The following is a 24,806-nucleotide window of genomic DNA, read 5'->3' as shown; positions in this document are numbered from 1 at the left end:
CCCGCAACCCAGCCCGCAACGGAGCCCGCTGACATGCACGATGACCGCACCCTGGTCGAGTCCCGCCTCAAGCGCGTCCTGGACGAGCGCATTCGCCCGGCCGTGTACCCCGAGTCCGTCCCGCTGGAGGTCGGCATCTGGACGGCCCCCGGCGAGCCCGTCCCGGTCGCCGAGGGCCTGGCCGCTCCGCGCACCCCGATCGCGGTGGGCGACGCCTGGGGCGCGCCCTGGGGCACCAGCTGGATCACCGTGACCGGTACCGTCCCCGAGGCCTGGGCCGGGCGCACCGTCGAGGCGCTGATCGACCTCGGTTTCGACGCCAACATGCCCGGCTTCCAGTGCGAGGGCCTGGTCTACCGCCCGGACGGCTCCCCGGTGAAGGGCCTCAACCCGCAGAACCAGTGGGTGCGGATCGCCGCCCCGGCGGCCGGCGGCGAACAGGTGCTGCTGCACGTCGAGGCCGCCTCCAACCCCGTCATCCTGGACTACCACCCGTTCCTGCCCACCGAGTTGGGCGACAAGGAGACGTCCGGCGACCAGCCGCAGTACAAGCTGGCCCGGATGGACCTGGCCGTCTTCGACGAGACGGTCTGGCAGCTGGTGCTGGACCTGGAGGTGCTCGGCGAGCTGATGGCCGAGCTGCCGGTGGAGGGCGCCCGCCGCTGGGACATCCTGCGCGCGGTCGAGCGGGCGCTCGACGCCGTCGACCTCCAGGACGTCAACGGCACTGCCGCGGCCGCCCGTTCGCAGCTCGAAGCGGTGCTGGCCGCGCCCGCCGTGCCCTCCGCGCACCGGATCAGCGCGATCGGCCACGCGCACATCGACTCGGCCTGGCTCTGGCCGCTGCGCGAGACCGTCCGCAAGGTGGCCCGCACCACCGCCAACATGACGGCGCTGCTGGAGGACGAGCCGGACTTCCGCTACACCATGTCCCAGGCCCAGCAGTTCGCCTGGATCAAGGAGCACCGCCCCGAGGTGTACGCGCGGGTGCGGAAGGCCGTCGCCGAGGGCCGGTTCGTCCCGGCGGGCGGCATGTGGGTGGAGTCCGACACCAACATGCCGAGCTCGGAGGCGATGGCCCGGCAGTTCGTGCACGGCAAGCGGTTCTTCCTGGACGAGTTCGGGGTGGAGAACCACGAGGCCTGGCTGCCGGACACCTTCGGCTTCGCCGGCGGCCTGCCGCAGATCATCCGCAACGCCGGCTCCAAGTGGCTGCTGACGCAGAAGATCTCGTGGAGCCAGATCAACAAGTTCCCGCACCACACCTTCCTCTGGGAGGGCATCGACGGGACCAGGATCTTCACCCACTTCCCGCCGGTGGACACCTACAACTGCTCGATGAAGGGCAGCGAGATCGCCCACGCGGCGAAGAACTTCAAGGACAAGGGCGTCGCCCGGCACTCGCTCGCCCCGACCGGCTGGGGCGACGGCGGCGGCGGCACGACGCGCGAGATGGTCGCCAAGGCGGCCCGGATGAACGACCTGGAGGGCTCGGCCACCGTCCGCTGGGAGAACCCCGCCGAGTTCTTCGCCAAGGCGGAGGCCGAGTACCCGAACCCGCCGGTCTGGGTCGGCGAGCTCTACCTGGAGCTGCACCGGGCCACCCTGACCAGCCAGGCGAAGACCAAGCAGGGCAACCGGCGCAGCGAGAACCTGCTGCGCGAGGCCGAACTCTGGTGCGCCACCGCCACCTTGCGCACCGGCGCGGCTTACCCGTACGAGCAGCTGGACCGGATCTGGAAGACCGTGCTGCTGCACCAGTTCCACGACATCCTGCCCGGCTCGTCCATCGCCTGGGTGCACCGCGAGGCCGAGGCGACGTACGCGGCGCTGGCCGGCGAGCTGGAGGGGCTGATCGGCGCGGCCCAGCAGGCACTGGCCGGGGCGCCCTCGGGCGGGCGCGAGCTGGTGTTCAACGCGGCGCCGCACGCCCGCTCGGCGGTGCCGGGCGGCGGGGCCGGCGCCACCGCCCCGCCGAGCGGCACCTGCGAGGCCGTCGAGCGCGCCGAGGGCGGCTTCACGCTGCGCAACGGCCTGCTGGAGGTCGTCGTGGACGCGGACGGGCTGATCGCCTCGGTGGTCGAGCTCGCGACCGGCCGGGAGACCGTCGCCCCCGGCAGCCGGGCCAACCTGCTCCAGCTGCACCCCGACTTCCCCAACATGTGGGACGCCTGGGACGTGGACCAGTTCTACCGCAACACCGTCACCGACCTGACCGGCGTGGACTCGCTCACCGCCACCGCGTCCCCCGCCGCGGCCTCGGCGCGGATCACCCGCTCCTTCGGCTCCTCCACCGTCGTCCAGACCCTCACCCTGCCGGCCGGCGAACAGCGCGTGGACATCGACACCGAGGTCGACTGGCACGAGACCGAGAAGTTCCTCAAGACCGCCTTCCCGCTCGACGTCCACACCGAGCGCTACGCCGCCGAGACCCAGTTCGGCCACCTCTACCGGCCCACCCACACCAACACCAGCTGGGACGCCGCCAAGTTCGAGGCGTGCAACCACCGCTTCGTCCACTTCGACGAGCCCGGCTGGGGCGTCGCCCTGGTCACCGCCTCCACCTACGGCCACGACGTCACCCGCACCGTGCGCCCCGACGACGGCGGCACCACGACCACGGTCCGCTTCTCGCTGCTGCGCGCCCCGCGCTTCCCCGACCCGAGGACCGACCAGGGCCTGCACCGCTTCCGGCACGCCCTGGTGCCCGGCGCGGCGATCGGCGACGCCGTCCGCGAGGGCTACCGGATCGGCCTGCCCGAGCGGCGGGTCACCGGCAGCGCCGAGCAGGTCGCGCCGCTGGTGGAGCTGGACAACGACGCCCTGGTGGTGAGCGCCGTCAAGCTCGCCGACGACCGCAGCGGGGACCTGATCGTCCGGGTCTACGAGGCCGGCGGCGGCCGCGCCCGGGGCCGGCTGACCACCTCCTTCCCGCTGGCCGGCGCCGTCCCCTGCGACCTGCTGGAGCGGCCCTGGGACGGCACCCGCGGCGAGGTGTCCGTCGAGGACGGCACGGTGCGCCTCGCGCTGCGCCCGTTCGAGCTGGTCACCCTGCGGCTGCGGGCGACGGCCTGACGTCTACGCTGTTCGGCGCCCCGGCCCCTCGGCCGGGGCGCCGCCCCCTACTTCCTGGAGCCCACCGTGCCGCTCACCCCGCTGTTCGCCGCCCTCGACATCGGCGGCACCAAGATCGCCGGGGCACTGGTCGACGCCGACGGACGGCTGCGGCACCGGCTCCAGCTGCCCACCCCGGCCGCCGAGCCGGGCGCGGCCGTGCTCGCCGTGGTGCACCGGGTGCTGGACGAACTCTCCGGCACGGCCGACTGGGCCGCCGTGACGGCCGTCGGGATCGGCAGCGCCGGCCCGGTCGACCTCGCCGACGGCACCGTCAGCCCGGTCAACATCCCCGGCTGGCGCGGTTTCCCGCTGGTCGCCGAGGTCGCCGCGCACCCCGCGGTGGCAGCGCGCACACTGCCCGTCCGCCTCGCCGGGGACGGCGTCGCGATGGCCGCCGCCGAGCACTGGCAGGGCGCGGCCCGGGGTGCCGGCAACGCGCTCTGCCTGGTGGTGTCGACCGGGGTCGGCGCCGGACTGGTCCTCGACGGCGCGGTCCGCCCCGGCCCCAGCGGCAACGCCGGCCACCTCGGGCACATCACCGTCGACCTGGACGGCGAACCCTGCCCGTGCGGCTCGCGCGGCTGTCTGGAGGGCCTCGCCAGCGGCACCGCCATCGCCCGCCGGGCGCTCGCCCAGGGCTGGCAGCCGGTGGACGGCGACCGGACGGCCCGCGCCGTCGCCGCCTCCGCCGCCGCGGGCGACCCCGTCGCGCTCGCCTCCTTCGACCGCGCCGCCCGAGCGCTGGCCGCCGGGATCGCCGCCACGGCCGCCCTGGTGGACCTCTCCCGGGTCGTCGTCGGCGGCGGCGTGGCCGGCGCCGGGGACGTGCTGTTCACCCCGCTCGCCCGCCACCTGGACCGCTACGCCGCCCTCTCGTACATCCGCGGCCTGGACGTGCGCCGCGCCGAACTCGGCACCGACGCCGGGCTGATCGGCGCGGCCGCCCTCTGCCGCTGAGCCTCCCCGGAGCCGACCGCATGCCGCCGACCGCCCTTCCGCCACCCGCTTCGCCGCGGCCCGCTCTCGCGCCGTTCGCCCTCCTGCGCAACCCCGTCCGCCGCTACGCCTGGGGCTCGCCCACCGCGATCCCCGCGCTCACCGGCCTCGCGCCCGACGGCGGCCCGCAGGCCGAACTCTGGCTGGGCGCCCACCCGTCGGCGCCGTCCCTGCTGTCCGGCCTCGGCGGCGACAGCGCCGGTGTCGGTGTCGGTGTCGGTGTCGGTGTCGGTGTCGGTGTCGGAGAGCAGCCGCTGGACCGGCTGATCGCGGCCGACCCGGAAGGCCTGCTCGGACCGGACACCGTACGGCGGTTCGGCCCGGAGCTGCCGTTCCTGTTCAAGGTGCTGGCCGCCGACCGGGCGCTCTCCCTCCAGGTGCACCCCACCCGCGCCCAGGCCGAGGCAGGGTACGCGGCGGAGCAGGCCCGGGGCATCCCGGCGGACGCGCCGGAGCGGGTGTTCAAGGACCGCGGGCACAAGCCCGAACTCATCTGCGCACTCGGCGACTTCGAGGCCCTCTGCGGCTTCCGGCCCACCGCCGCCACCGCCCGGCTGCTGGACGCGCTCGGTGTGCTGTCCCCCTGGGCCGCCGCCCTGCGCGCCCGGCCCGCCGAGGCCGTGCTGCCCGAGCTGCTGCGCTCCGGGCCGCACGCCTCCGGCGGCGAACTCGCCGCCGTCACCGAGGCCCTGCGCCGCACGGCGGCCGCCGGTGGACCGTACGGCGCGAGCTGCGCCGCGTACGCCCGCCTCGCCGAGGAGTACCCCGGTGACCGGGGACTGCTCGCCGCGCTGCTGCTCAACCACGTCCGGCTCGCGGCCGGGCAGGCGCTGTTCCTGGACGCCGGGGTTCCGCACGCCTACCTGCATGGCGTGGGCGTGGAGTTGATGGCCAACTCGGACAACGTGCTGCGCTGCGGGCTCACCCCCAAGCACGTCGACGTGGACGGTCTGCTGGCGGTCACGTCCTTCCGGCCCGGGGAGCCGGAGGTGCTGGTGCCGCGCCGGCTCGGGGACGACTCCGGCTCCGGCTCCGGCCCGAGTGGTGGAACAGGCACCGGAACCGGCGTCGAGGAGGTCTTCCCCTCCCCCGCCGAGGAGTTCAGGCTCTCCCGCCTGCGCCCCGGCCCGGCCGCCGCCCGGATCGACCTCCCCACCCCGCAGATCCTGCTCTGCGTCTCCGGGCAGGCCCGGCTGCGAACGCCCGGCGGTGCCGAACTCCCCCTTGCGGCGGGCGCGTCGGCCTACCTGCGCCCCGGCGCCGGGCCGGTCGAGCTGACCGGCCCGGGCGCGGAGCTGTTCCGGGCCACCACGGGGTAGCGGCACCCGAGGGCCGCCCGGCAGGGAGCCCGAGAGACCCGCCCTAAGCCGGTGCCGGGTGGCCGAACAGCAGGTCGTAGCCGTCCGGGAGTTGCTCGATCACCTGGTCCAGCAACTCCCCGGGGACCAGGTCGGCGACCGTGCTGAGCACGGCCCCGATGTCCCACTGAACCGTCGCCGGGGTCGCCCCGTCGATCCACCCCACCACGGCCTGCACGAAGCGGTCGGCGGTCAGCGGCTCGGCCGCGGGCACGGCGTCGCGCAGCAGCGAGGCGTAGCCGACGGGCAGCGCATCGGCGAGTTCGATCCGCGCGGACCCCACCAGGTGCTCACCGAGCAGGGCCAGTACGACCCGGGCGGCGTGATCCGCCTCGGCCTCGCCCCGGTACTCGCCGCGCTCCACGACGCGGGCGAGGAAGTCCTCCCAGGAGATGGTCATCGCGTCCTCCTTCCGGTCGGCGGGCTCCGGCCGGACCGGCGGCCTGCTCACCCCGGGCCAGGAGGGGGATCGCAGCCCGTGACCACCGTGGGACGTACCGGTGCCCGTGCTGCTCAGCGTAACTCGCCCCGGCGCCTTCGGAACCGGCCTTCCGCCGTGGACCCGCGGAACCGTGCCTGCGGACGGCCGGGACACCCGGCCGCCGGGGCTCCGGAACGCTCCGGAACGCTAAGGGGCGCAGGGGAGGGCCAGAGGACGCGGGGAGGGCCTGGGACGCGGGGAGGAGCCGGGACGCCGTGCGGCGGGGATGGCCGGCCCCGGCGGATCGGCGCCGTCGTCGATCACGCCGCCGGCCCGCGGCGGGGGCTCACCCCGCCGAGGCGTGGCACCGCCTGCGCGGCCGCCGGGAGGGCGCCATCGCACCGGCGGCCGCGCCGCCCGGTACGCGCTGCGCCGGGGTCGTCGCGGTCACCGCCGCCGCGGCCACCGTCGTGGCGGCACCCACCACCGCCGGGGCCGTCACCGTCGCCGGGGCCGTCACCGTGGTCGCCGCGGTCACCGTCGTGGCCGCCAGGGCCGCCTGGGCGCGGGCCGCGTCCGCCATAAACGCCGAGAGAAAGATCCGCTCGGCCGGGCTCAGCGCCCGCGAGCGGCCGGATTCGCGGTCCCGCGCGACCACCACGGTCCGCGCCCGCATAAAGGTGAGCCGATCCCGGCAGACATTCACCTCGACCTGCACCGAACTGCGCCCCAGCCGTTCCACGGTGAGTCGCACCGACAGCGGCTCGGGCCGGTGGTGCAACTGCTCCAGGTAGTCGATCTCGTGCCTCGCGATAATGAATCCGGAGGCGAACAGCGATTCCCTCACCGCGGTTTCGTGGTGACGGAACAGGTCGTAAATCCCCTCCTGGACGTAGCCGACCAGACGGGCGTTGTTGATGTGCCCGTTCTCGTCGACGTCGCTCCACCGGGTCGGGCAGGACAGCACGTGCACGCCCGGCTGCACCGCGTTCACGGCCGGGTCAGCCCGGCACCGGCGGGGAGCAGCGCGCGCTGCAACCTGGCGTAGTAGCCGGAGTGTTCGGCCGCCATCCGGGCCGCGGTCCACCCTTCTTCGGCGGCCTCGGCGGCGGCCTGGACGACGAGGCTGTCCAGTACCGCGTCGACCGCGCGGCACAGATCGTGAACGGCGGCGAGCCGCTCGGTCACATCGGCCCCGCTTCCGGCGTTCCGGGACGGGAAGGCGGCCAGTGATTCCATCGCGAGCTGGAGATCGTCCACTCCGTCCGGCCGGTTTTCCGCAGGGAAATTCCGCATGTTTTTCTCCATGACTCATTCGGCCGTTACGGCCCAGTAGCTAGCGTTCGATTGCACCGGATCGGTGTCGACCCCCCGACCCCAAGACGCTATCCCAGCCGACCGGGGGCGACGGATGGTTTGCGGACCGCGACGGGAAACTGACCCCCATCGGAGTAGTTTGTCGGTGTACACAATATGCCCCATCAGCCGAATGCCGTCCGCATTTCGGGTGGTATCTCCGACGCGCGCCCCGAGATCGGCGCCCCGCAGTCCAAAGTCTGCTACCAGCCACTCCACCACCTCGCCTTGTACAGGTGCGTGCCGCGCAGCGACCGCGCCCCGTCGGGCCGGTGCAGGGTGATCACCGAGGTGCACCAGTCGCACGGAGCGGCGTGCTCGGGCGCCACCGTGAGCAGCCGGCCGGTGCCGGGCTCGTCACCGACGCTCTTGACGTCCCGCTCGGCGGCCGGATCGGCCAGGTGCACGGCGGTGAAGCGGTCGGCGGCCGGGTCGAAGCGCCACAGGCCGGCCGTCGTGGTCACCCAGAACTGCCCCGGAGCCGCCAGGACACCCGCCAGGTCGTGCCCGCCGCGCCCCGGCAACGGGCTGCTGCGCACCGCGGCGAGAGTGGGCGCGGCCGGGGTACCGCCCACCCTCAGCGCGCTCAGCGACGTGTCGCCGAGCACCCAGAGCAGGCCGCTCCGCCCGTCCCAGTGCACCCCGTGCGCGCCGGGCAGCGGGAACTCCGCGTACGCGGCGACCCGCGGGCCCTGCGAGGCCGCGTACAGCCGCACCCAGCCGCCCGTGCTCGCCGCCACCGCCACGTTGCCGTCCGGCAGCAGCTCGATGCTGTGCGGGTTGACGGACGTCCCCAGGTCCGCCGCCCAGTGGACGCGGCCCACGGTGGTCTCCACGACGGCGGCCAACCCGCCGGAGGCCGTCGTCAGCAGGTAGCGGCGCCCCTGCCGGACACGGGACTTCGCCTCGTCCGGGTTCGTCCAGCTGCGCGCGGGCGTCAGATCCGCCAACTCCGGTGCCCGGTCGGCACTCCAGCCCCAGACCACCGGCAGCCGGTCCGGCCCGCGGTAGGCCATCAGCTCCTCGGCGCTCTGCAGCACCAGCACGCTCCGCGAGGCCTGGTCGACGACCGCCACCTGTCGGCCCGGCGACCTGGCCCACGCGCCGCTCCCGGGCACGCAGAGCAGCAGGGCGACCGCAAGGGCCGGCAGGGTTCTCCTCAGCACGCCTTCACCGTCGGTGCTGCGGGCCGACTCCGCTCGGCGGCACGTCCGAACGGGCCATCGACGCGGCGGCCGCGGACCGGGCGACGCCGTCGGCGGATCCGGCTCGTTCACTGTCATCCGCACATCCTGGCCGGGCGACGGCACCGGTGGCCGGCGCCACACGGTCCGGCACGCCGGGCCGTCAACCGGGCGCTGACCGCGCTCCTCAGCGCCCGGTCGACGGGCCGGTGTTCGGCGGCCCGTGCGGCGGCGCCCCGGTGTCCGGCGGCTCGGCGCCCGGGGTCCCGACGTCCGGCGGCTGGTCGTCCGACGGCTCAGCGCCCGGCGACCACGTCCGCGACCCGGGCGATCGGCGAGGTGGTGGCCCGCCCGTCCACCTCCTGCCGGTCGGCGGCGTGGTACGCGGCGTACATCGCGTGCACGCCCAGCCAGCGCAGCGGCTCCGGCTCCCAACGCCGTACGGTGTGGCCGACCCACGGCAGCCGGGTCAGCTCGGTGTCCCGGCCGAGCACCAGGTCCCGCAGGGTGCGGCCGGCCAGGTTGGTGGTGGTCACCCCGCTGCCGACGTACCCGCCCGCCCAGCCGAGCCCGCTCACCCGGTCCAGCTCGACGGTGGCGCACCAGTCCCGGGGCACGCCGAGCACGCCCGCCCAGGCGTGGTCGATCCGGGCCTGCGCGGCGGCCGGGAAGAACCGGTCGAGGATCCGGCGCAGCTGGCGCACCGTCTCCACCTGGGTGCTGCCGTCCGAGTCCGTCCGCGAGCCGAACCGGTACGGCACTCCCCGCCCGCCGAGCGCGATCCGGTCGTCGGCGGTGCGCTGGGCGTACATGTACGCGTGCGCGAAGTCGCCCAGCAGCTCCCGGCCCTGCCAGCCGGCCTCCGCCCAGAACCCGGCCGGCAGCGGCTCGGTGGCGACCATCGCGGAGTTCATCGGCAGCCAGGTGCGCTTCTCGCCGCGCAGCCCGGCGGTGAACCCCTCGGTGGCGCGCAGCACATGGTCGGCGGTGACGGTCCCGCGCGGGGTGACGGCGCGGGGCTTGCGGTAGCCGGAGCCGGGCAGGATCGCGGTGACCGCCGTACCCTCGTACACCTCGACGCCCAACTCCCGTACGGTGCGCGCGAGTCCGCGGGCCAGTCGGGCGGGCTGGATGCGGGCGCCGTACCGGGTCCAGCAGCCGCCGAGGGTGCCGGCGACGTCGATCCGCTCCCTCGCCTCCTTCTCGCCGAGCAGCTCGACGCGTCCCTCGCCGTAGGCCCGCTCGCCCTCGACATGGGCCCGGAGGCGCTCCAGCTGCGGCTTGCTGCGGGCGACTTCGAGGACCCCTCCGCGGACGATGTCCGCCTCGATCCCCTCGCTCTCCGCTACGCCGACGACCTCCCCGACCGCCTCGTCCATCACCCGCTGCATCGCCGCCGCGCGCTGCTGCCCGTACTTCCTGGCGAACGCGCCGCGGCCCGCGAAGCCGTTGTACAGCCAGCCGCCGTTGCGCCCGGAGGCGCCGTAGCCGCAGAAGCGCCGTTCGAGGACGGCGATCCGCAGGCCGGGGTCGGCCTTCTTCAGGTAGTAGGCGGTCCACAGTCCGGTGTACCCGCCGCCGACGACGCACACGTCGACGTCCCGGTCCCCCGGCAGCCCGGGACCCGCCCCGGGCACTCCGTCCGCCGCGTACCAGAACGACACCCCGCCGTTGACCGCCGCCACCGGAAACCTCCCACACCCTCGCCGACCTGCCCGGACGCTACCTCCGCGGGTCCGCCGCGGGCCACCCCTCACAGTGCAAGGATCGCCGCCGCCGATCAGCCACCCTGTCAGTCCCGCAGCAGGTCCAGGGCGCGCGTCCAGCTGTACGATCCCGGCGTGAAGTCCGCGATCCGCACCCCCATCCGCCGCAGCTTCGCCAGGCTCTCCCGGTAGGCCGGGTGCGCCGCCTGAGCCGCGCTCAGGCAGGGCTGCACGGCGACCGGGACGCCCCAGCCGTACGACTCGCAGAGGATGCCGAGGGCGAGGGTGTCCGAGATGCCCAGGGCCCACTTGTTGATCGAGTTGAAGGTGGCCGGGGCGACGACGATCGCGTCCGGGTCCGGCAGCGGCCGCGGCTCCCCCGGCCTGCGCCAGGCCGAACGGATCGGGTACCCCGTCCGCGCGGCGATCGCGTCGGCGTCGACGAGCGCCATGGCGTTCGGCGTCGCCACCACCCCGACGTCCCAGTTCCGCTCCTGCGCGGCGGAGATCAGCTCCCCCACCCCGCCCGCGACCCCCGCCGCGCACACCACGACGTACAGCACCGGCTTCCTGTCCTCGGACACCCTCGGAATCCCCACGCTCGACCCACCTGCGGACCCCAGAACAGTAAGCTGCCCGCATGGTCCGCTCCGTGGTGTTCGACATCGGCGAAACCCTGGTCTCCGACACCCGCTACTGGGCCGGCTGGGCCCGCTGGCTCGGCGTGCCGACCCACACGATGTCCGCCCTCGTCGGCGCGGTGGTGGCCCGGGGCCGGGACAACTCCGACGCCGTCCGCGTCCTGCGCCCCGGTGTCGACATCGCCGCCGAGTGGCGCGCCCGGGAGGCCGCCGGCCACGGCGAGCACCTCGACGAGACGGACCTCTACCCCGACGTGCGGCCCGCCCTCCACCGCTTGCGCGACGCCGGCCTCTGGGTCGGCATCGCGGGCAACCAGAACGCGCCGGTCACCGGCCTGCTGACCGGGCTCGCGCTCCCGGCGGACGCCATCGCCACCTCGGCGGACTGGGGCACCGCCAAGCCCTCCCCGGAGTTCTTCGACCGCGTGCTCGCCTGGGCCCCCGGCGACCCGCACGAGATCCTCTACGTCGGCGACCACCCCGCCAACGACATCACCCCGGCCCGGGCGGCGGGCCTGCGAACCGCCCACCTCCGCCGGGGCCACATCGGCCTCACGACCCGGGCCCCCGAGGCGGACTGGACGGTCGACTCGCTGACCGCCCTCGCCGACCTCCTCACGGGGCGGTAGCGGCCACGGGCCTCCCGCGGCCGTCGCACGCCACGTCCGAACCGGTCCGCACCGGGCCCGCCCCCGCGCGATGGCGGAGGCGGGCCCTTCCCCATGAGCCTCAGGCCAGGATCCGGACGGGCGGGGCGATGGAGGGCGGGGAGCACCGGGGCGTGGTGGCGCAGACGGTGAGCGGTCTCGGGTGGGGACCGTCGAGGATCCGGACGGACCAGAGCACCGGGTAACTTCCGCCGCAGATAGAGCAGTTCGGGCGGGGCGGGGCCGCCGGCACCGGAGGCACGCCGGGCGGCATCGGGGGCACGCCGGGCGGCGGGGTCGGCGGGACGAGTGGCTGGGTCGGCGGGACGAGCGGGGGCGGCGGGGTGCCGGCCCACCCGGGGAGGTCCGGGGCGAGGGCCTGGAAGTCGTGGCCGCACTCGGAGCAGGTGTCGAGGACGGACTCGGTGCGCATGTCGCCGCAGCTCGGGCAGAAGGTGACCGGCTGCTCGTCGGCGGCAGTGCTCTCGCAGCGCACGCAGACGAAGTCGGGGTCGATCCTGGACCGTTGGAAGATCGACCCGAAGATCAGGAAGGGATTGGGCTCGCCGTCCTTCTCGTACGTCGTCTGAACGACGGAGGCGATCAGCTTGAGGCGGTTCTTGCGCTGCCGCAGCCGCTTGAGGTCCAGGTTCACCACCTTGGTCTGCCGGCAGGCGCGGCAGGTGCAGAGCGTGCGGACGGGCAGCCGCGAGCGGATGCCGAACTGGCGGTGCAGGAAGTCGAAGGCCGGGCGGTCCGCCTCGGTGACGGCCACCTCCACCGAGGCGGACCCGCCCGCACTGAGCCGGCCTTCCACCACGGCCGCCAACCGCGCGACGTCGGCCGCCAGCTGGTCCGGCACGCCCTCCGGCCGGCTGCCGATCATCACCGGGATCGCCAGCAGGGTTCGGGCGGTGGCCATGTCCATCGTGAGGTAGCCGGCCGGGGAGCGGAACACGATCCGCTCGATGCCCTCCCACAGCGCCGGGCCGGTGGAGCGGCGCCCGCCGGAGAGCCGCTCGGTGACGAGGGCGGCGACCCCGCCGACGAGGCGCTGCCCGGTCTCGTGGTGCCGGGCCAGCGTGTCGGCCCGGGGCCCGCCGGCCCACCACCGGGGCTGCGGGAAGCCCGCCCCGGCCGCCGGATCCAGGCCGGTGAGGGCCCGGTCGAGGGCGCCCAGCGTGACCTGGAAGGCGGCCACGTACGGGTCCTGGACACCCAGGGCGATCACCGAGACCGCCCGGTCCGAGAGGTGCAGGGACACCGCGGTGCGGTCGCCGTCGGCGGGTGCCATGTGGAGACGGGCCGTCACCGGCACCTGGTCGGGCAGCAGCATCGCCGAGCGGACGGCGGAGCCGCGCCGGGCCTCCACCACGGTGGCCATCTCCGAGGTGATCTGGAAGCCGAGCGAGCGCAGCGCGTCCACGGCGGCGACCCGGACGCGCCCGGTGTCGGCGTGCACACGGCGTTCGGCGTCGAGCGTGATCGAGGCCAAGGTTCCTCCGGAGGAAGGGAATTGGTGAGCGGAGGCGGGAGCGGAGCGATCCCGGCGCGCAACCGTAGCGAAAACACCGCGCCGGGGTCCCCCGCTACGTGCACGTATTGACCGGACACCCGGCCGGACCTGCCCGCATGCCCGGCCCGGTGCAGCCGTCTCCCGACACCCGTACCGCCCCCTTGACCGCGGCGTTCCCGGTCGCGCTCGCCGACGACGCCGAGGCGGTTCTCGCCCTCATGCCCGCTTCGCGGCTCCGGCCCGCCGGCCCGTTCCCGGTCGTCGTCGAGGGCGAGCGGGTGACCGTCCCCGGGCGTCTCTACGCCGGTCGGCGAGTACGTCCTGGAGATCCTGGTGGACATCCGGGACGAGCTGCGCCCGCTCGCCGTGCCGGGCTCCCCCGGACGGCTCGCCTACGGGCGGTTCCTCGTCGACAACCCCGCCTTCTTCGCCCGCACGCAACGGCGGGTGGTGAGCTACTGGAGCTGCTGCCACCGCAGTACCCCCCCCCCGCGCGACTTCCGGGCCTATCCGGGCTCCACGGTCCTCGACCTCCTGCGGTCCGCCGCCTCCGACCGGGCGGGCCGCCCCTGGCCGGACCTCACGCCCTCGGGCACGGGGTGAGGTGGCGCGTCCCCGTCCTTCTCCCGGCGGGCGGGGAGGCCGTGCCTACGACTCAGGGCGCGGCGTAGCGGGTGACGTTGGTGATCCGACAGCTGACCTTGCCCGAAACCTGCGCCGTTCCCGGGGCCTTCTGCACGGCGGCCTGGTTCGGGGCGAGGTTGCTGGTCGCGGCGGCGCCCTCGGCGACGCGCGTGCCGGAGGTGTCGGTGAACTCCAGCTGCACGATGTAGTTGCTGCTCTTGCCGCTGTGGTTGGTGATCCTGACCTCGGCCTCGGGCATCTTCAGCACGTCGTTGATCGTGCACTTGGTGATCTCGGCGTCCTTGGCGGCGTCACCACCGCCGACCGGGGCCGCGGCCGGCGGTGCGGCCGCGGGGGCGGTGTCGCTTGCGGCGGGTGCCGCCGGGGCGGGGACACTCCCCGTGGTCGCGGCGACGACGGGAGCGGTGCTCCTGCTGCTGCTGGTGCTGAGGCTGGGATCGCAGGCCGCCAGGCCGAGAACGGTGGCGCCGGCGGCGAGCAGGGTGAGGGCGGTGCGACGCATTGGTTCCTCTGGGGCGTGGTGCGGGCAATGGGAGCGACCGTAGCGAGCCCGCACTGTTCGGTGCGGACCGTGTGATGGATCTGTGACCGGTCCGGGACCTACCCGTCGGTCAGGACCGAACAGGGCGGCGGAAGTCCGCAAATGCTTTCGAGCCCACGGTCGTTGACGAACCATCAGATCTTGCTTCGACCCCAAGGCCCGGCTCGCCTCAGTGCGGCTCCACCAGGGCCGCCGCGGCGTCGGCACAGCCCCAGCTGAGGGTGACGCCGGCGCCGCCGTGGCCGTAGTTGTGGACGACCCGGCCGCCCGGGTCGGCTTCGAGGCGGGGGCCGCCGTGGCGGGCGGGGCGCAGGCCGACGGCGTGGGCGAGGACGCGGGCGTCGCGGAGTTGCGGGATGCGGGCCGTGCAGCGGGCGAGGATGGCCTCGGCGGTGGCCGGGTCGGGTGCGGTGTTCCAGTCGTCCGGCTGGAAGGTGCCGCCGAGGACGACATCGGTGCTGCGGGGGTGGATGTAGGTGTAGCCGGCCGGGTCGTCCTGGATGCGGGTCGAGCTGGGCAGTCCGGGGTTGTGGACCAGGACGAGCTGACCGCGCACCGGGTGCACGGCCGGGTCGTCGCAGAGCTTCCGGGCGCCGAGCCCGGTGGCGTTGACCACCACGGGGGCCCGGTCCAGGGCCTGGTCGAGGGCATCGAGGCGGCGGTGGACGAGTTCGCCGCCGTTGTCGGTGAACCGGCCGAACAGCCAGGGCAGGTAGAGCGGCATCTCGACGGCGGGGGCGGTGAACGACCAGCCGTCCGCGCACTCCGGTCCTCGTTCGGCGGCCGTCAGCCGGCGCAGGTCGGGGACGGCGTCGCCCCACCAGGGCAGGCCTTCCGACTGCCGCTCGTGCTCCAGCATCCGGGTGCTGCGCATCGAGACGCCGGGTACGCCGTCCGCGGCCTGGCGGGCGAACTCGGCGAAGGCGGTCGCGGACCAGTCCGCCACCCGGCTGTCGGTGCCCGTGGCGACGGGGAACCAGACGGCCGCGGCCACCGCCGAGGTCGTCGACAGCAGGCCGTCGGCCGTCACCACGACGACCCGAAGTCCCTTCTCCTGCAGGCGGATCGCTGTGGTGAGCCCGATGATTCCGCTTCCGACCACGACGACGTCCATCGCGAACCCCTCCGTCCGAGGGCCGCCGACCCGATGTCGGCGGCCGCGTCCAGGTAAGCCGGTCGCGCCCGGTCCCGTCCAAGACCAGTTCTGTCCCCGGACGATAAGGCGCGCTTATCATCGCCGGATGGACAGGCGGACGGATCTGCGGACGGATCTCCGGATGGATCTGCGCCGAATGCGCTACTTCTCCGTACTGGCCGAGGAGTTGAACTTCACCCGGGCCGCCGGCCGGCTGCGGATCGCGCAGCCGGCGCTGAGCCAGCAGGTCAAGGCGCTGGAGCGGCAGCTGGGCGTGGAGCTGGTGGAACGCACCGGCAAGGGCTGCGCGCTGACCCCGGTCGGGCGGGCGGTCGCGGAGGAGGCCCGGCGGGTGCTGCGGGAGGTGGCGGCGGCCGAGGAGCGGCTGGCGGCGGTGGTCCAGGGGCGGGAGGGGCGACTGCGGGTGGCGTACACCCGCTCCGCCCGGGGCGGGGTCTGCGACGCCCTGGTGACGGAGTTCCGCAACCGCTACCCCCGGCTGGACGTCGCCCTGCAGACCGGCTGGACCTCGCACAACGTGGCCGAGCTGCTGGCCGGGCGGCTGGACGCGGCGTTCGTCCGGCCGCCATTGGACGTCCCAGGGCTCGACTGCCGGATCATCGCCGAGGAGGAGCTGCTGCTCGCCGTGCCGGCGGGCCATCCGCTCGCCCGCAGCCGGGCCCGGATCGGCCGGCACCGGATCGCGGACGAGCCGGTGGTGCTGTGGCCGAGGGAGAACGGGCCCGGGATGCACGCGTTGATCACCGAGCAGCTGTGGCCGGGCCGCTCGCCCCGGATCGTGCGGGAGGAGCCGGACGACGAGCAGTTGCTGCTGGCGGTGGCGGCGGGGTACGGCATCGCGCCGATCCCGGAGGGCCGGGCCCGGGTGTTCCGGATCCCCGGCGTCTGCCTGCGTCGGCTCACCGTCCCGGTGCCGACGGTCACCCTGGGGCTGGCCCACGATCCCCGGACGGCGCCGCCGGCCGTCCAGTTGCTGCTCGCGATGGTGCCCTCCCGTCCGACGCCGGGAGGGAGACCCGAACGGCCGTGATCCCGAACTCTGGGACTGCGGGAGCCGGGCCAACCAGTACTGGTGGCACAGCATCTGATGGCTCGTCGACTCCCGGCGGCCCCGGTGCCCGCCCCCGCAACCGGGCGGGGGCGGGCACCGTCGTCGGAGGGCCGGTTCAGCCGATGGTGGAGCCGGTGATCGGGGCGGAGAGCTCGACGGTCTTGCCGTTCAGGCCGGTCTTGACGAACTGCCAGCTCAGGCCGGTGATGACGCCCTTGTCCAGCGGGGCCAGCTTGGCGAAGGCGGGCTGGCTGAGGTCGATGTGGGTGGAGTCGCAGGAGGGACACTGGTCCTTCACCGGGACGGTGATGGTCTTGCCCTGGTAGCTGACCTTGACCGAAATGCCCTTGCAGACCGGGTCGTTGTTGGGGTTGGCGGTGGTCCACCAGGTGTGCGAGACGGCGACCAGCATCTGGGTGGCGGCGTTGATCTGGGTGCCGCAGGCGCCGTAGCCGGCGTCGTTGTAGTAGGTGGCCTTGCCGGTCATGGGCTTGTTGATCGGTATCGCGGCGCTGGCGGAGCCCGCGGCGAGGGCGATCAGGGCGGCTGCGGCGAGCGGGGCGCCCGCGAGGATCCTGAGGTTCTTGCCGATGGCGCGCATGGTTCGTTCCCTCCGGTTGCGGTGCAGGGCATGGTCTGGCATGGGCATGACATGCGGAACTCGACACATTCGCACGACAGTTCACCAACCGAATGTCCGCCCTTGTGGAGGAAACGTATGCGCCCGCCCGCAAGGTGGTCCAGACCTCCACGATGTTGGCATGAACACAAGGCAAGCATCTTTACCAATACGGCCGAAGGGGCGAAGATGCGTGACCGCCCCGCCACGGACGGTGTTGACAGAACGTCACCCGCGTCCCCCGGAGGCCCCTCAGATGCGCACCTCGCTCGTCGCCCTGCTCCTCGGCACCGTCCTGCTCCCGACCACCGCGCCCGTCGCCGCCGGTGCGGCGCCCCGCGAAGTGAACCAGGGCTACAGCATCCCCGTCGCCGGCGTGACCGACCTCGGCGCGCTGCCCGTCCTCGGCAGCCTCGGGCTGGACTTCGCCCGCCTGCTCGGGCAGTAGCAACCCGGGCGGCGGCCGCCGCCTTCGAGCAGCCGGGCCGCCGGGCCGCCCGGCGATGGTGCCCGATCCCCCACCAAGATCCCCCCACCCGGGTTACCCTCGTCCCGCGCGGCGGCCCGGCCGCGCAGCCGACCGAGGGGGGAACGGATGATCGGGGACCTGCTGCCGGACGTCGTGGTGACCGAGGTGGCCTACGACGACCCGCCGGAGGCCCGGCTGGAGCCCGAGGAGGAGCCGGCCGTCGCCCGGGCCGTCGACAAGCGGCGCCGCGAGTTCACCACCGTCCGGCACTGCGCCCGGACCGCCCTCGCCCGGCTCGGCGTCCCGTACCGGCCGCTGGTCCCGGGCCTGCGCGGCGCACCGAGCTGGCCGGACGGCGTGGTCGGCAGCCTCACCCACTGCGACGGGTTCCGCGCGGCGGCCGTCGCCCGGGCCGGCACCCTCGCCTCCGTCGGCATCGACGCCGAGCCCGCGCTGCCGCTGCCGGAGGGCGTCGAGGAGACCGTCGCGCTGCCGGTCGAGCGGCAGCGGCTCGCCAAGCTGGCGGCCGAGCACCCGGGCGTCCCGTGGGACCGCATCCTGTTCAGCGCCAAGGAGTCGGTCTACAAGGCCTGGTTCCCGCTGACCCTGCTGTTCCTGGACTTCGACGAGGCCGAGCTGGACCTCTCCCCCGACGGCACCTTCACCGCCCGGCTGCTGGTCCCGGGCCCGGTGGTCGGCGGCCGCCGGATCGACGGCTTCGACGGGCGCTGGGCGGTCCGGGACGGGCTGCTCGCCACCGCGATCGCCGTCTCCCCCTGACGTCGCGCCGGGGTCGCGCCGGGAGACGCCACGGTCGCCCGGGCGTCTCCCGGGCGTCTCCTGCGCATCTCCTGGGCATCTCCCGAGCGGCCCCAGGCGTATCCCGGGCGGCCTCCTGAACCGCCGTCGGCGCGGCATATCCTCGACCCCGTGACGGTGACCTATGTGATCGACGGCAACGAGATCAAGACCCTGGACGACTTCTGGGACGTGGTCGGGCGGACCATCGGCGAGGACGGCTACTTCGGCCGCAACCTCGACGCCTTCGCCGACTGCCTGCGCGGCGGTTACGGCACGCCCGAGGACGGCGACTGGGTCATCGAGTGGCGCCGTCACGAGGTCTCCCGCCGCAACCTCGGCTACCCGGAGACGGTCCGCCGGCTGGAGCTGCGGCTGGCCCACGCCCACCCCACCAACCGGGCGCGCATCACCGCCGAGCTGGAAGCCGCCCGGGCGGGCCGGGGGCCGACGGTCTTCGACTGGCTGGTCCGGATCATCGAGGAGGAGCACCCGGGCGGCCTGCGCCTGGTCTGAGCCGCCCGCCCCGAGGCGCACGGCCCGCGGTGCGCGGCCCGCGGTGCGTACCCCGGCCCGCCCGGCTACAGCACCTCCGAGAGCCGGACGAAGCGCCGCCCCGCCGCCAGCAGTCCCGGCAGCGCCGCCGCCACCCCGGGGGCCGTGCCGCCGCCCGGGTGGTTCAGGTGGCCGATCACGATCGCGCCGGGCGGGGCGGAGGCGACCTCCTGCCGCACCTCGGCGGCCGGCAGCGTCGCCCCGCCGTCCCCGTTCACGGTGAAGCCCGCCACGCGCTGGCCCAGGTCGGCGACCACCCGGGTGGCGACGTCGTCGTAGTGCGCGGTGCCGGAGCGGAAGAACCGGGGCGGGTGCCCGAGCAGCTCCGTGAGCTTCCGGGCGTTGCCCGCCACCTCGTCGTACACCTCGCCGACGTCGCCCGTGCCGGCGATGCCGTAGGCGGAGCGGCCGGTGACCGAGAGCGGGCGGTGGACGGTGCCGTGGTTGCCGATCTCGAACAGCGGGTCGGCGGCGAGCTGCTCGAACTCGTCCGGGTTGGCGTCGATCCAGCGGGCGTTCAGGAAGAGCGTGGCCGGCACGCCGTGCGCCCGCAGGGCGTCGATCAGGTCGGCGTCGTAGCCGTTGCCGCGGGGGCCGCCACAGGCGTCGAAGGTGAGCGCCGTGGCGCTCTCGCCCTCCGGCAGCTCGGTGATCACCCCGGACACCTCCAGGCCCCACTCGCTCGGGGCCAGCGCGCCGTACCGCTCGACCGTCTCGGCCCGGGTCGGCTCGTGCGGGGGCTGCTTCGCGGGTTCCGACGCGGAGGTCGGCGCGGGTGTCGGCGCCGGCGTCGGATCCGGCCCGGGTGTCGACGCGGCGGCGGCCTCGGCGGGCCCGCCGGACGCCGTCACGAGCGGCGCAGCGGGCCCGGCAGACCCGGCGGGCCCGGCGGGCGGTATCGCGGAGGGCGAGCCGGTGCCCGACGTCCGGCCACCGCACCCCGCCAACGCGCCTCCGGCCACCACCATGAGCAGCGCCCGCCGGCTCACCGCCATGCCCGTCTCCCATCCGCGCGATTTCTCATATAAACCGATGACATGACTATGAACCGACCAATCGTCACTCCCCGCAACTCGCCCCGGCCCCCGCCAGGCCCCTCTTCACCGAGCCGCCCCGCCCCCGTGGGCCCCGACTCACCCCCGGTTCACTCGCCGGGGTAGGCACGCGAGCGACCCGCCCGCCCCGATCCGGAGGCCTCGATGCCGACCGACCCCAGCACCCCGCGCCCCGACCAGCCGACCTCCCGGCCCACCGACCCGCCGGCCCCGCAAGCGACGCCGCAACCGACCTCGCAGCCGGCCGCCCCGCCCACCGACCCGCCGGCCCCGCAGTCGGCCGCCGGGCCCGCCCGCCGTGACCTGCTCCGCACCGGACTGGCCACCGGCGCCGCCACCGCCCTCGGCCTCGCCGCCGCCACCGGCCGGGCGGACGCCGCCCCCGCCGACGGCCCCGGCGCCACTCCCCCCGACCGCACCCTCACCCTCACCGGCCACCTGCCCACCGGCGCCCCCGACTTCGTGTACCTCCCGGTCGAGGTCCCCGAGGGCGTCCGCGAGCTGGCCGTCTCCTACGGCTACGACAAGCCCCCGGTCCCGGCCGGCACCCCCGGCAACTCCTGCGACATCGGCCTCTTCGACGAGCGCGGCACCGACCTCGGCGGCCCCGGCTTCCGCGGCTGGTCCGGCGGCTTCCGCACCGCGTTCAGCCTCTCCCGCGGCGCCGCGACCCCCGGCTACCTCCCCGGCCCGATCAACCCCGGTACCTGGCACGTGGTCCTCGGCCCCTACCAGGTCGCCCCGCAGGGCCTGGAGTACCACGTCGAGGTCACCCTCCGGTTCGGCCCGCCCGGACCGCGGTTCACCCCGCACTACCCGGCGGAGCGGGCCCGCGGCCGCGGCCGGGCCTGGTACCGGGGCGACTGCCACCTGCACACCGTCCACTCCGACGGGCGGCGCAAGCCCGAGGAGGTGGCGGCCGGGGCGCGCGCGGCCGGCCTGGACTTCATCGTCTCGACCGACCACAACACCAGCGCCTCGCACGCCGTCTGGGGCCCGCTGGCCGGCCCCGACCTGCTGATCCTGCCGGGCGAGGAGATCACCACCCGCAACGGCCACTGGCTGGCCCTCGGCCTGGAGCCCGGCCAGTTCGTCGACTGGCGCTACCGCTCGCGCGACGAGGAGTACCCCCGCTTCGTCCGCCAGGTCCACCGGGCCGGCGGCCTGGTCGTGCCCGCGCACCCGTACTGCCCGTACGTCGCCTGCCAGTGGAAGTTCGGCTACGAGGAGGCCGACGCCGTCGAGGTGTGGAACGGCCCGTGGACGTACGACGACGAGTCGGCGGTGGACACCTGGGACGGCCGGCTCGCCGTCGCCCTGCGCGAGGGCCGCTCCTGGCTGCCCGCCCTGGGCAACAGCGACGCCCACAGCGAACCGCAGGTCATCGGCTCCCCCCACACCGTGGTACTGGCCGAGGACCTCACCCGGGACGCGATCCTCGACGGGCTGCGCGCCGGACGCAGCTGGCTGGCCGAATCCTCGGCCGTCGAGGTGGACTTCACCGTGACCGGGCACGGCCGCCGGGTGGGCATCGGCGAGGAGCTGACCGTCCCGGCCGACGCCCCGCTGGACGTCCGGCTCACCGTCTCCGGCGTGCCCGGCGGGACGGTCCGCCTCCTCACCGACGAGGGGCAGATGCACCAGGAGTCGCTGCCCGCCGACGGCGCCGGCACCGTGGTCTGGCGCACCACCGCCTCGCTCGCCGCCTACGTCCGGGCCGAGGTGCGCCACCCGAAGGCGGACGGCACCCCGGGCAGGGGCAACGCGATGGGCCCGGACCTGCCCTGGGGCCCGATGGCGGCGCTCACCAACCCGATCGTGCTGCGCACCGGCGACCGGTAGGGGCCCTCGGCGGGCGCCCCGGCCGCCCGCCGGACCGTCACCGACCGACCACCGCCCCGCCACCGCCCGCTCGCCCACCGGCCTCCGAGCGCTCGCCCACCGGTCCCCGATCGATCGGCGAGCACCCCTCCGACCCGCCCAGGAACCGGATGGGGGACGACTCGGGCCACCCGTTTGGACTAGGTTGATCCCCGAAACGCATCAGTCGTAGGGACGAGGCGGTCGGTTGTCCGGATATGGGCCGACCAGCTCCTTCGCACTCCGACCGCCCCGCCCCGGCTACCCGCCCGTCCCCGGCCCGCGAAGGGATCAGCAGCTGTGAACCGTACGACCGTAGGTGGGCCGGAGCTCGGGGGCGGCCTGGGCGCCGGGGGCGTCCTCGTCCTCGTCGACCCGGCCGGGGCCGGGGACAGCCCGGTCGCGGAGCTGCTCGCCCGGGAGCTGAACCCGAGCGTCCACCTGCGGACGGACGACTTCCTGCGGGTCATCCGCAGCGGCCAGCTCCCGCCCCACCTGCCCGAGGCCGGGCGCCAGAACGCCACCGCCCTGGCCGCGGCCGCCCAGGCCGCCTTCGCCTACGCCACCCGCGGCTACCAGGTCGTGGTGGAGGCCCCCGCCGTCCCGGCCACCCTCGACACCTTCCGCCGCGAGAGCCGCGCCACCGGCGCCGCCCTCCACTACGTCGTCCTCCGGCCCGGCCCGGCGCCCGAGGACGGCGCCCACAGCCTCGACACCACCGCCCTCACCCCCGAGGCCACCGCCGACTCCGTCCTCACCGCCCTCACCCGCCGCACCCACCTCCTCGGCTGGTAGGCCTCGGCCGGTCGGCCTCGACAGGTGCCCGGGGCCGTCGGTGGCCGCCGCCCCGCCCTACGCCCCCACCACGCCGTCGATCGCCTCGCGCAGGAAGTCGGCGTGCCCGTTGTGCCGGGCGTACTCGTGGATCAGGTGGAGCATCACCAGCCGCAGCGACACCTCGGCGTCCCACCGGGCCTGGTAGCCGGTGACGTCGAGGGAGTCGGCGGCGAGCTCGATGCGGCGGGAGTGCTCGACCTCGGCCTGCCAGGCGGCGAAGGCCTCGGCGCGGGTGGCGCCGGCGGGGTCGTACGCGGCCTGGTAGTCGCCGTCCCCGGACCAGACCAGCGGCAGGTCCTCGCCGTCGATCACCCGGCGGAACCAGGCGCGCTCGACCTCCGCCATGTGCCGGACCAGCCCGAGCAGGCTGAGCGTGGAGGGCGGGCTGGAGCGCAGGCGCAGCTGCTCGTCGGTCAGGCCCTCGCACTTCAGGGCGAGGGTCGCCCGGTGGAAGTCGAGGAAGCCGCGCAGCATCTCGCGCTCGCCGCCGGTCAGCGGCGGGGCGGGGCGGTCGTCGGGGATGTTCACGGTGTCGTTCTCCTCGCGGTGGTCGGAAATCCTCGCGGACTGTAGCGAACCGTCCGGCCCGTCCGAAGGTCATTTTTTCCGTGCCCCGCACCCGGCTGTCACATCCGTGCGCCCTGCGGTGTCTTCATGCCCGGCAACACGGCAACACCACGACACGGCAACCGCCGAACCACCGACCCGGGAGGACACCATGGCACTGCGACTGCCGAAGGCCCAGCTGCCCGCCGAGCTGAGCGAGAACATGATCAAGGGTTTCGGGGCCGCCCTCGAACCCGTCGAGGCGATCTGGCACAACCCCGGCGTCGCCACCGCGAACCTGGACTTCTCCCGCCGGATCGCCGAGTGGGACGCGCTCGACGAGAGCCTCAAGTCCTTCGCCCACATGGCGGTGGCCGCGCAGGTCGGCTGCGGCTGGTGCCTGGACGTCGGCTACTTCCAGGCGCAGAACCGGGGCCTGGACCTCGCCAAGGCGAGCCAGGTGCCGAACTGGCGGGCCGCAGACGTGTTCACGGCGCTGGAGCGCGAGGTGATGGAGTACGCCGAGGCCATGACCGTGACCCCGCCGGCCGTCACCGACGAACTGTACGACCGCCTGCTGGACCGGCTCGGCGCGGCGGCCATGGTCGAACTCACCGCCTACGTCGCCTTCGTCAACATGGCCACCAGGAACAACACCGCGAACGGCGTCCGCTCCCAGGGCTTCTCCGACGCCTGCGGGATCCCGCTGGCCCGGCGCACCGCCGTCGTCGACGACCCGGCCGGGGCGTCGCCAGCATGACCGAGGACCCCTTCGTCACCCACCGCGGCCTGCTCTTCACCGTCGCCTACGAGCTGCTCGGCTCCGCCGCCGACGCCGAGGACGTGCTGCAGGAGTCCTGGCTGCGGTGGGCCGGGGTCGACCGCGAGCAGGTGCACGACCCGCGTTCGTACCTCATCCGGATCGTCACCCGCCAGGGCCTCAACCGGCTGCGGACACTGTCCCGCCGACGCGAGCAGTACGTCGGCGAGTGGCTGCCGGAGCCGCTGCTCACCAGCCCCGACGTCGCCGAGGACGTGGAACTCGCCGAGAGCGTCTCGTTCGCGATGCTGACCGTCCTGGAGACCCTCGGGCCGACGGAACGGGCGGTGTTCGTGCTCCGCGAGGTCTTCGAGCTGCCGTACGAGGAGATCGCCGAGGCCCTCGGCAAGACCTCGGCCGCCGTACGGCAGGTCGCCCGGCGGGCCCGCGGGCACGTGGCCGCCCGGCGGCCCCGGGTGCGGGTGAGCCGCGACGAGCAGCAGCGGGTGGTGGAACGGTTCCTGGCGACCCTGCGCACCGGGCGGCTGCAGGACCTGATGGAGGTGCTGGCGCCGGACGTCGTCCTGATCGCCGACGGCGGCGGGATCGCGGCGGCCGTGACGGCCCCGGTGCACGGGGCCGAGGCGGTGGCGGCGCTGCTCGCGCGCACCGGGCGGCTGCCGATCGCCTTCGAGACCACCACGGTGTGGCTCAACGGCGCGCCGGCCGGGCGGATCGACATCGGCGGCGAGCCCTCGGTGGTGAGCCTCGCGGTGGAGGACGGCCGGATCACCCGCGTCTACATCGTGCGCAACCCGCGGAAGCTGACCCGGATCGACGCACCGGCCGACCTCGCCCGGTGACCGCCCCCGGTCGCGGGGGGGGGGGGGGGGGCGCCCCCGCCCCCCCCCCCCCCCCCCCCCCCCCCCCCGGCCCCCCCCCCCCCCCCCCCCCCGGAGAGATAAAAAAACA

Annotated in this window: 25 protein-coding genes; 13 read left to right on the top strand and 12 right to left on the bottom strand. The window is 74.8% G+C overall.

The genetic code is table 11. The annotated features are described in order from the left end of the window. The first annotated feature begins 33 nt into the window (after positions 1-33). The 3 genes from ACFVHV_RS25980 to manA all read left to right on the top strand — a co-directional run bounded on the left by ACFVHV_RS25980 (position 34) and on the right by manA (position 5,432). Positions 34-3,075: an alpha-mannosidase gene (locus ACFVHV_RS25980; protein WP_380353859.1), complete on the top strand. Its 3,042-nt coding sequence runs from the start codon at positions 34-36 to the stop codon at positions 3,073-3,075. 66 nt (positions 3,076-3,141) lie between these two features. After that, positions 3,142-4,074: an ROK family protein gene (locus ACFVHV_RS25975; RefSeq protein WP_380353857.1), complete on the top strand. Its 933-nt coding sequence runs from the start codon at positions 3,142-3,144 to the stop codon at positions 4,072-4,074. Between the two features lie 20 nt (positions 4,075-4,094). Further along, positions 4,095-5,432: a mannose-6-phosphate isomerase, class I gene (gene manA, locus ACFVHV_RS25970; RefSeq protein ID WP_380353854.1), complete on the top strand. Its 1,338-nt coding sequence runs from the start codon at positions 4,095-4,097 to the stop codon at positions 5,430-5,432. Positions 5,433-5,475: 43 nt separating this feature from the next. On the opposite strand, the gene ACFVHV_RS25965 is transcribed toward manA, so the two are convergent. The 6 genes from ACFVHV_RS25965 to ACFVHV_RS25940 all read right to left on the bottom strand — a co-directional run bounded on the left by ACFVHV_RS25965 (position 5,476) and on the right by ACFVHV_RS25940 (position 10,722). Continuing rightward, positions 5,476-5,871: a DUF2267 domain-containing protein gene (locus ACFVHV_RS25965; protein ID WP_359904788.1), complete on the bottom strand. Its 396-nt coding sequence runs from the start codon at positions 5,869-5,871 to the stop codon at positions 5,476-5,478. A 367-nt stretch (positions 5,872-6,238) separates the two neighbouring features. Then, positions 6,239-6,886, bottom strand: coding sequence for a thioesterase family protein (locus ACFVHV_RS25960; RefSeq protein WP_359904791.1), 648 nt, complete (start codon positions 6,884-6,886; stop codon positions 6,239-6,241). Further along, a complete protein-coding gene (locus ACFVHV_RS25955) occupies positions 6,883-7,188 on the bottom strand; it encodes a hypothetical protein (protein WP_359904794.1) in 306 nt (101 codons plus the stop codon). Before ACFVHV_RS25955 ends, ACFVHV_RS25960 begins: the two co-directional genes overlap by 4 nt. A gap of 263 nt (positions 7,189-7,451) precedes the next feature. Then, entirely contained in the window at positions 7,452-8,414 is a 963-nt protein-coding gene (locus ACFVHV_RS25950) for a DUF6528 family protein (protein WP_380353849.1), read from the bottom strand. A gap of 314 nt (positions 8,415-8,728) precedes the next feature. After that, on the bottom strand, positions 8,729-10,117 hold the full coding sequence (locus tag ACFVHV_RS25945) for an NAD(P)/FAD-dependent oxidoreductase (protein ID WP_380353847.1): 1,389 nt from the start codon (positions 10,115-10,117) through the stop codon (positions 8,729-8,731). Between the two features lie 107 nt (positions 10,118-10,224). Then, positions 10,225-10,722, bottom strand: coding sequence for a flavoprotein (locus tag ACFVHV_RS25940; protein ID WP_359904803.1), 498 nt, complete (start codon positions 10,720-10,722; stop codon positions 10,225-10,227). Positions 10,723-10,778: 56 nt separating this feature from the next. Here ACFVHV_RS25940 and ACFVHV_RS25935 point away from each other — a divergent pair, with 56 nt between their 5' ends. Continuing rightward, positions 10,779-11,408 carry an HAD family hydrolase gene (locus ACFVHV_RS25935; protein WP_380353844.1) on the top strand — a complete coding sequence of 210 codons (630 nt, stop codon included), beginning with the start codon at positions 10,779-10,781 and terminating at the stop codon, positions 11,406-11,408. A 100-nt stretch (positions 11,409-11,508) separates the two neighbouring features. Here ACFVHV_RS25935 and ACFVHV_RS25930 read toward each other — a convergent pair whose 3' ends face one another. Then, on the bottom strand, positions 11,509-12,921 hold the full coding sequence (locus tag ACFVHV_RS25930) for a hypothetical protein (RefSeq protein WP_380353841.1): 1,413 nt from the start codon (positions 12,919-12,921) through the stop codon (positions 11,509-11,511). A gap of 354 nt (positions 12,922-13,275) precedes the next feature. Here ACFVHV_RS25930 and ACFVHV_RS25925 point away from each other — a divergent pair, with 354 nt between their 5' ends. Further along, complete coding sequence (locus ACFVHV_RS25925; RefSeq protein WP_380353838.1) at positions 13,276-13,545, top strand: hypothetical protein; 270 nt, start codon at positions 13,276-13,278, stop codon at positions 13,543-13,545. Positions 13,546-13,597: 52 nt separating this feature from the next. Here the strand turns inward: ACFVHV_RS25925 and ACFVHV_RS25920 are convergent, their stop codons facing one another. Further along, positions 13,598-14,089 carry a hypothetical protein gene (locus tag ACFVHV_RS25920; protein WP_359904813.1) on the bottom strand — a complete coding sequence of 164 codons (492 nt, stop codon included), beginning with the start codon at positions 14,087-14,089 and terminating at the stop codon, positions 13,598-13,600. A gap of 208 nt (positions 14,090-14,297) precedes the next feature. Continuing rightward, entirely contained in the window at positions 14,298-15,242 is a 945-nt protein-coding gene (locus ACFVHV_RS25915) for an FAD-dependent oxidoreductase (protein ID WP_359904815.1), read from the bottom strand. A gap of 163 nt (positions 15,243-15,405) precedes the next feature. On the opposite strand from ACFVHV_RS25915, the gene ACFVHV_RS25910 reads away from it, so the two are divergent. Then, positions 15,406-16,314 (top strand): LysR family transcriptional regulator, encoded by a 909-nt coding sequence (locus ACFVHV_RS25910; RefSeq protein WP_380353834.1) that lies wholly within the window; start codon positions 15,406-15,408, stop codon positions 16,312-16,314. A 136-nt stretch (positions 16,315-16,450) separates the two neighbouring features. On the opposite strand, the gene ACFVHV_RS25905 is transcribed toward ACFVHV_RS25910, so the two are convergent. Continuing rightward, a complete protein-coding gene (locus ACFVHV_RS25905; protein WP_380353832.1) occupies positions 16,451-16,936 on the bottom strand; it encodes a cysteine/serine endopeptidase inhibitor in 486 nt (161 codons plus the stop codon). Between the two features lie 274 nt (positions 16,937-17,210). On the opposite strand from ACFVHV_RS25905, the gene ACFVHV_RS25900 reads away from it, so the two are divergent. The 3 genes from ACFVHV_RS25900 (at position 17,211) to ACFVHV_RS25890 (ending at position 18,737) form a co-directional block, all read left to right on the top strand. After that, positions 17,211-17,402 carry a hypothetical protein gene (locus tag ACFVHV_RS25900; RefSeq protein ID WP_359904821.1) on the top strand — a complete coding sequence of 64 codons (192 nt, stop codon included), beginning with the start codon at positions 17,211-17,213 and terminating at the stop codon, positions 17,400-17,402. A gap of 147 nt (positions 17,403-17,549) precedes the next feature. Continuing rightward, positions 17,550-18,203 (top strand): 4'-phosphopantetheinyl transferase superfamily protein, encoded by a 654-nt coding sequence (locus ACFVHV_RS25895; RefSeq protein WP_359904823.1) that lies wholly within the window; start codon positions 17,550-17,552, stop codon positions 18,201-18,203. 150 nt (positions 18,204-18,353) lie between these two features. Beyond that, positions 18,354-18,737 carry a barstar family protein gene (locus ACFVHV_RS25890; protein WP_359904826.1) on the top strand — a complete coding sequence of 128 codons (384 nt, stop codon included), beginning with the start codon at positions 18,354-18,356 and terminating at the stop codon, positions 18,735-18,737. A 65-nt stretch (positions 18,738-18,802) separates the two neighbouring features. Here ACFVHV_RS25890 and ACFVHV_RS25885 read toward each other — a convergent pair whose 3' ends face one another. Continuing rightward, complete coding sequence (locus ACFVHV_RS25885) at positions 18,803-19,771, bottom strand: polysaccharide deacetylase family protein (RefSeq protein ID WP_359904829.1); 969 nt, start codon at positions 19,769-19,771, stop codon at positions 18,803-18,805. A 204-nt stretch (positions 19,772-19,975) separates the two neighbouring features. Here ACFVHV_RS25885 and ACFVHV_RS25880 point away from each other — a divergent pair, with 204 nt between their 5' ends. After that, positions 19,976-21,673: a CehA/McbA family metallohydrolase gene (locus ACFVHV_RS25880; RefSeq protein ID WP_359904832.1), complete on the top strand. Its 1,698-nt coding sequence runs from the start codon at positions 19,976-19,978 to the stop codon at positions 21,671-21,673. Between the two features lie 318 nt (positions 21,674-21,991). After that, positions 21,992-22,486 (top strand): ATP-binding protein, encoded by a 495-nt coding sequence (locus tag ACFVHV_RS25875; protein WP_359904835.1) that lies wholly within the window; start codon positions 21,992-21,994, stop codon positions 22,484-22,486. Between the two features lie 57 nt (positions 22,487-22,543). Here ACFVHV_RS25875 and ACFVHV_RS25870 read toward each other — a convergent pair whose 3' ends face one another. After that, positions 22,544-23,002, bottom strand: coding sequence for a DinB family protein (locus tag ACFVHV_RS25870; protein ID WP_380353898.1), 459 nt, complete (start codon positions 23,000-23,002; stop codon positions 22,544-22,546). Positions 23,003-23,246: 244 nt separating this feature from the next. Between ACFVHV_RS25870 and ACFVHV_RS25865 the strand changes: the two genes are divergently transcribed. Continuing rightward, positions 23,247-23,834 (top strand): carboxymuconolactone decarboxylase family protein, encoded by a 588-nt coding sequence (locus tag ACFVHV_RS25865; RefSeq protein WP_380353829.1) that lies wholly within the window; start codon positions 23,247-23,249, stop codon positions 23,832-23,834. After that, a complete protein-coding gene (locus ACFVHV_RS25860; protein WP_380353826.1) occupies positions 23,831-24,697 on the top strand; it encodes an RNA polymerase sigma-70 factor in 867 nt (288 codons plus the stop codon). The genes ACFVHV_RS25865 and ACFVHV_RS25860 overlap by 4 nt, the downstream gene beginning before the upstream one ends. Positions 24,698-24,806 lie beyond the last annotated feature (109 nt).

This window comes from Kitasatospora sp. NPDC127116, from assembly GCF_042677365.1.
Lineage (GTDB): Bacteria > Actinomycetota > Actinomycetes > Streptomycetales > Streptomycetaceae > Kitasatospora > Kitasatospora lactacystinica.
The sequence above is the reverse complement of the archived record's forward strand: the minus strand, read 5'-3'. Positions and strand labels throughout refer to the sequence as shown.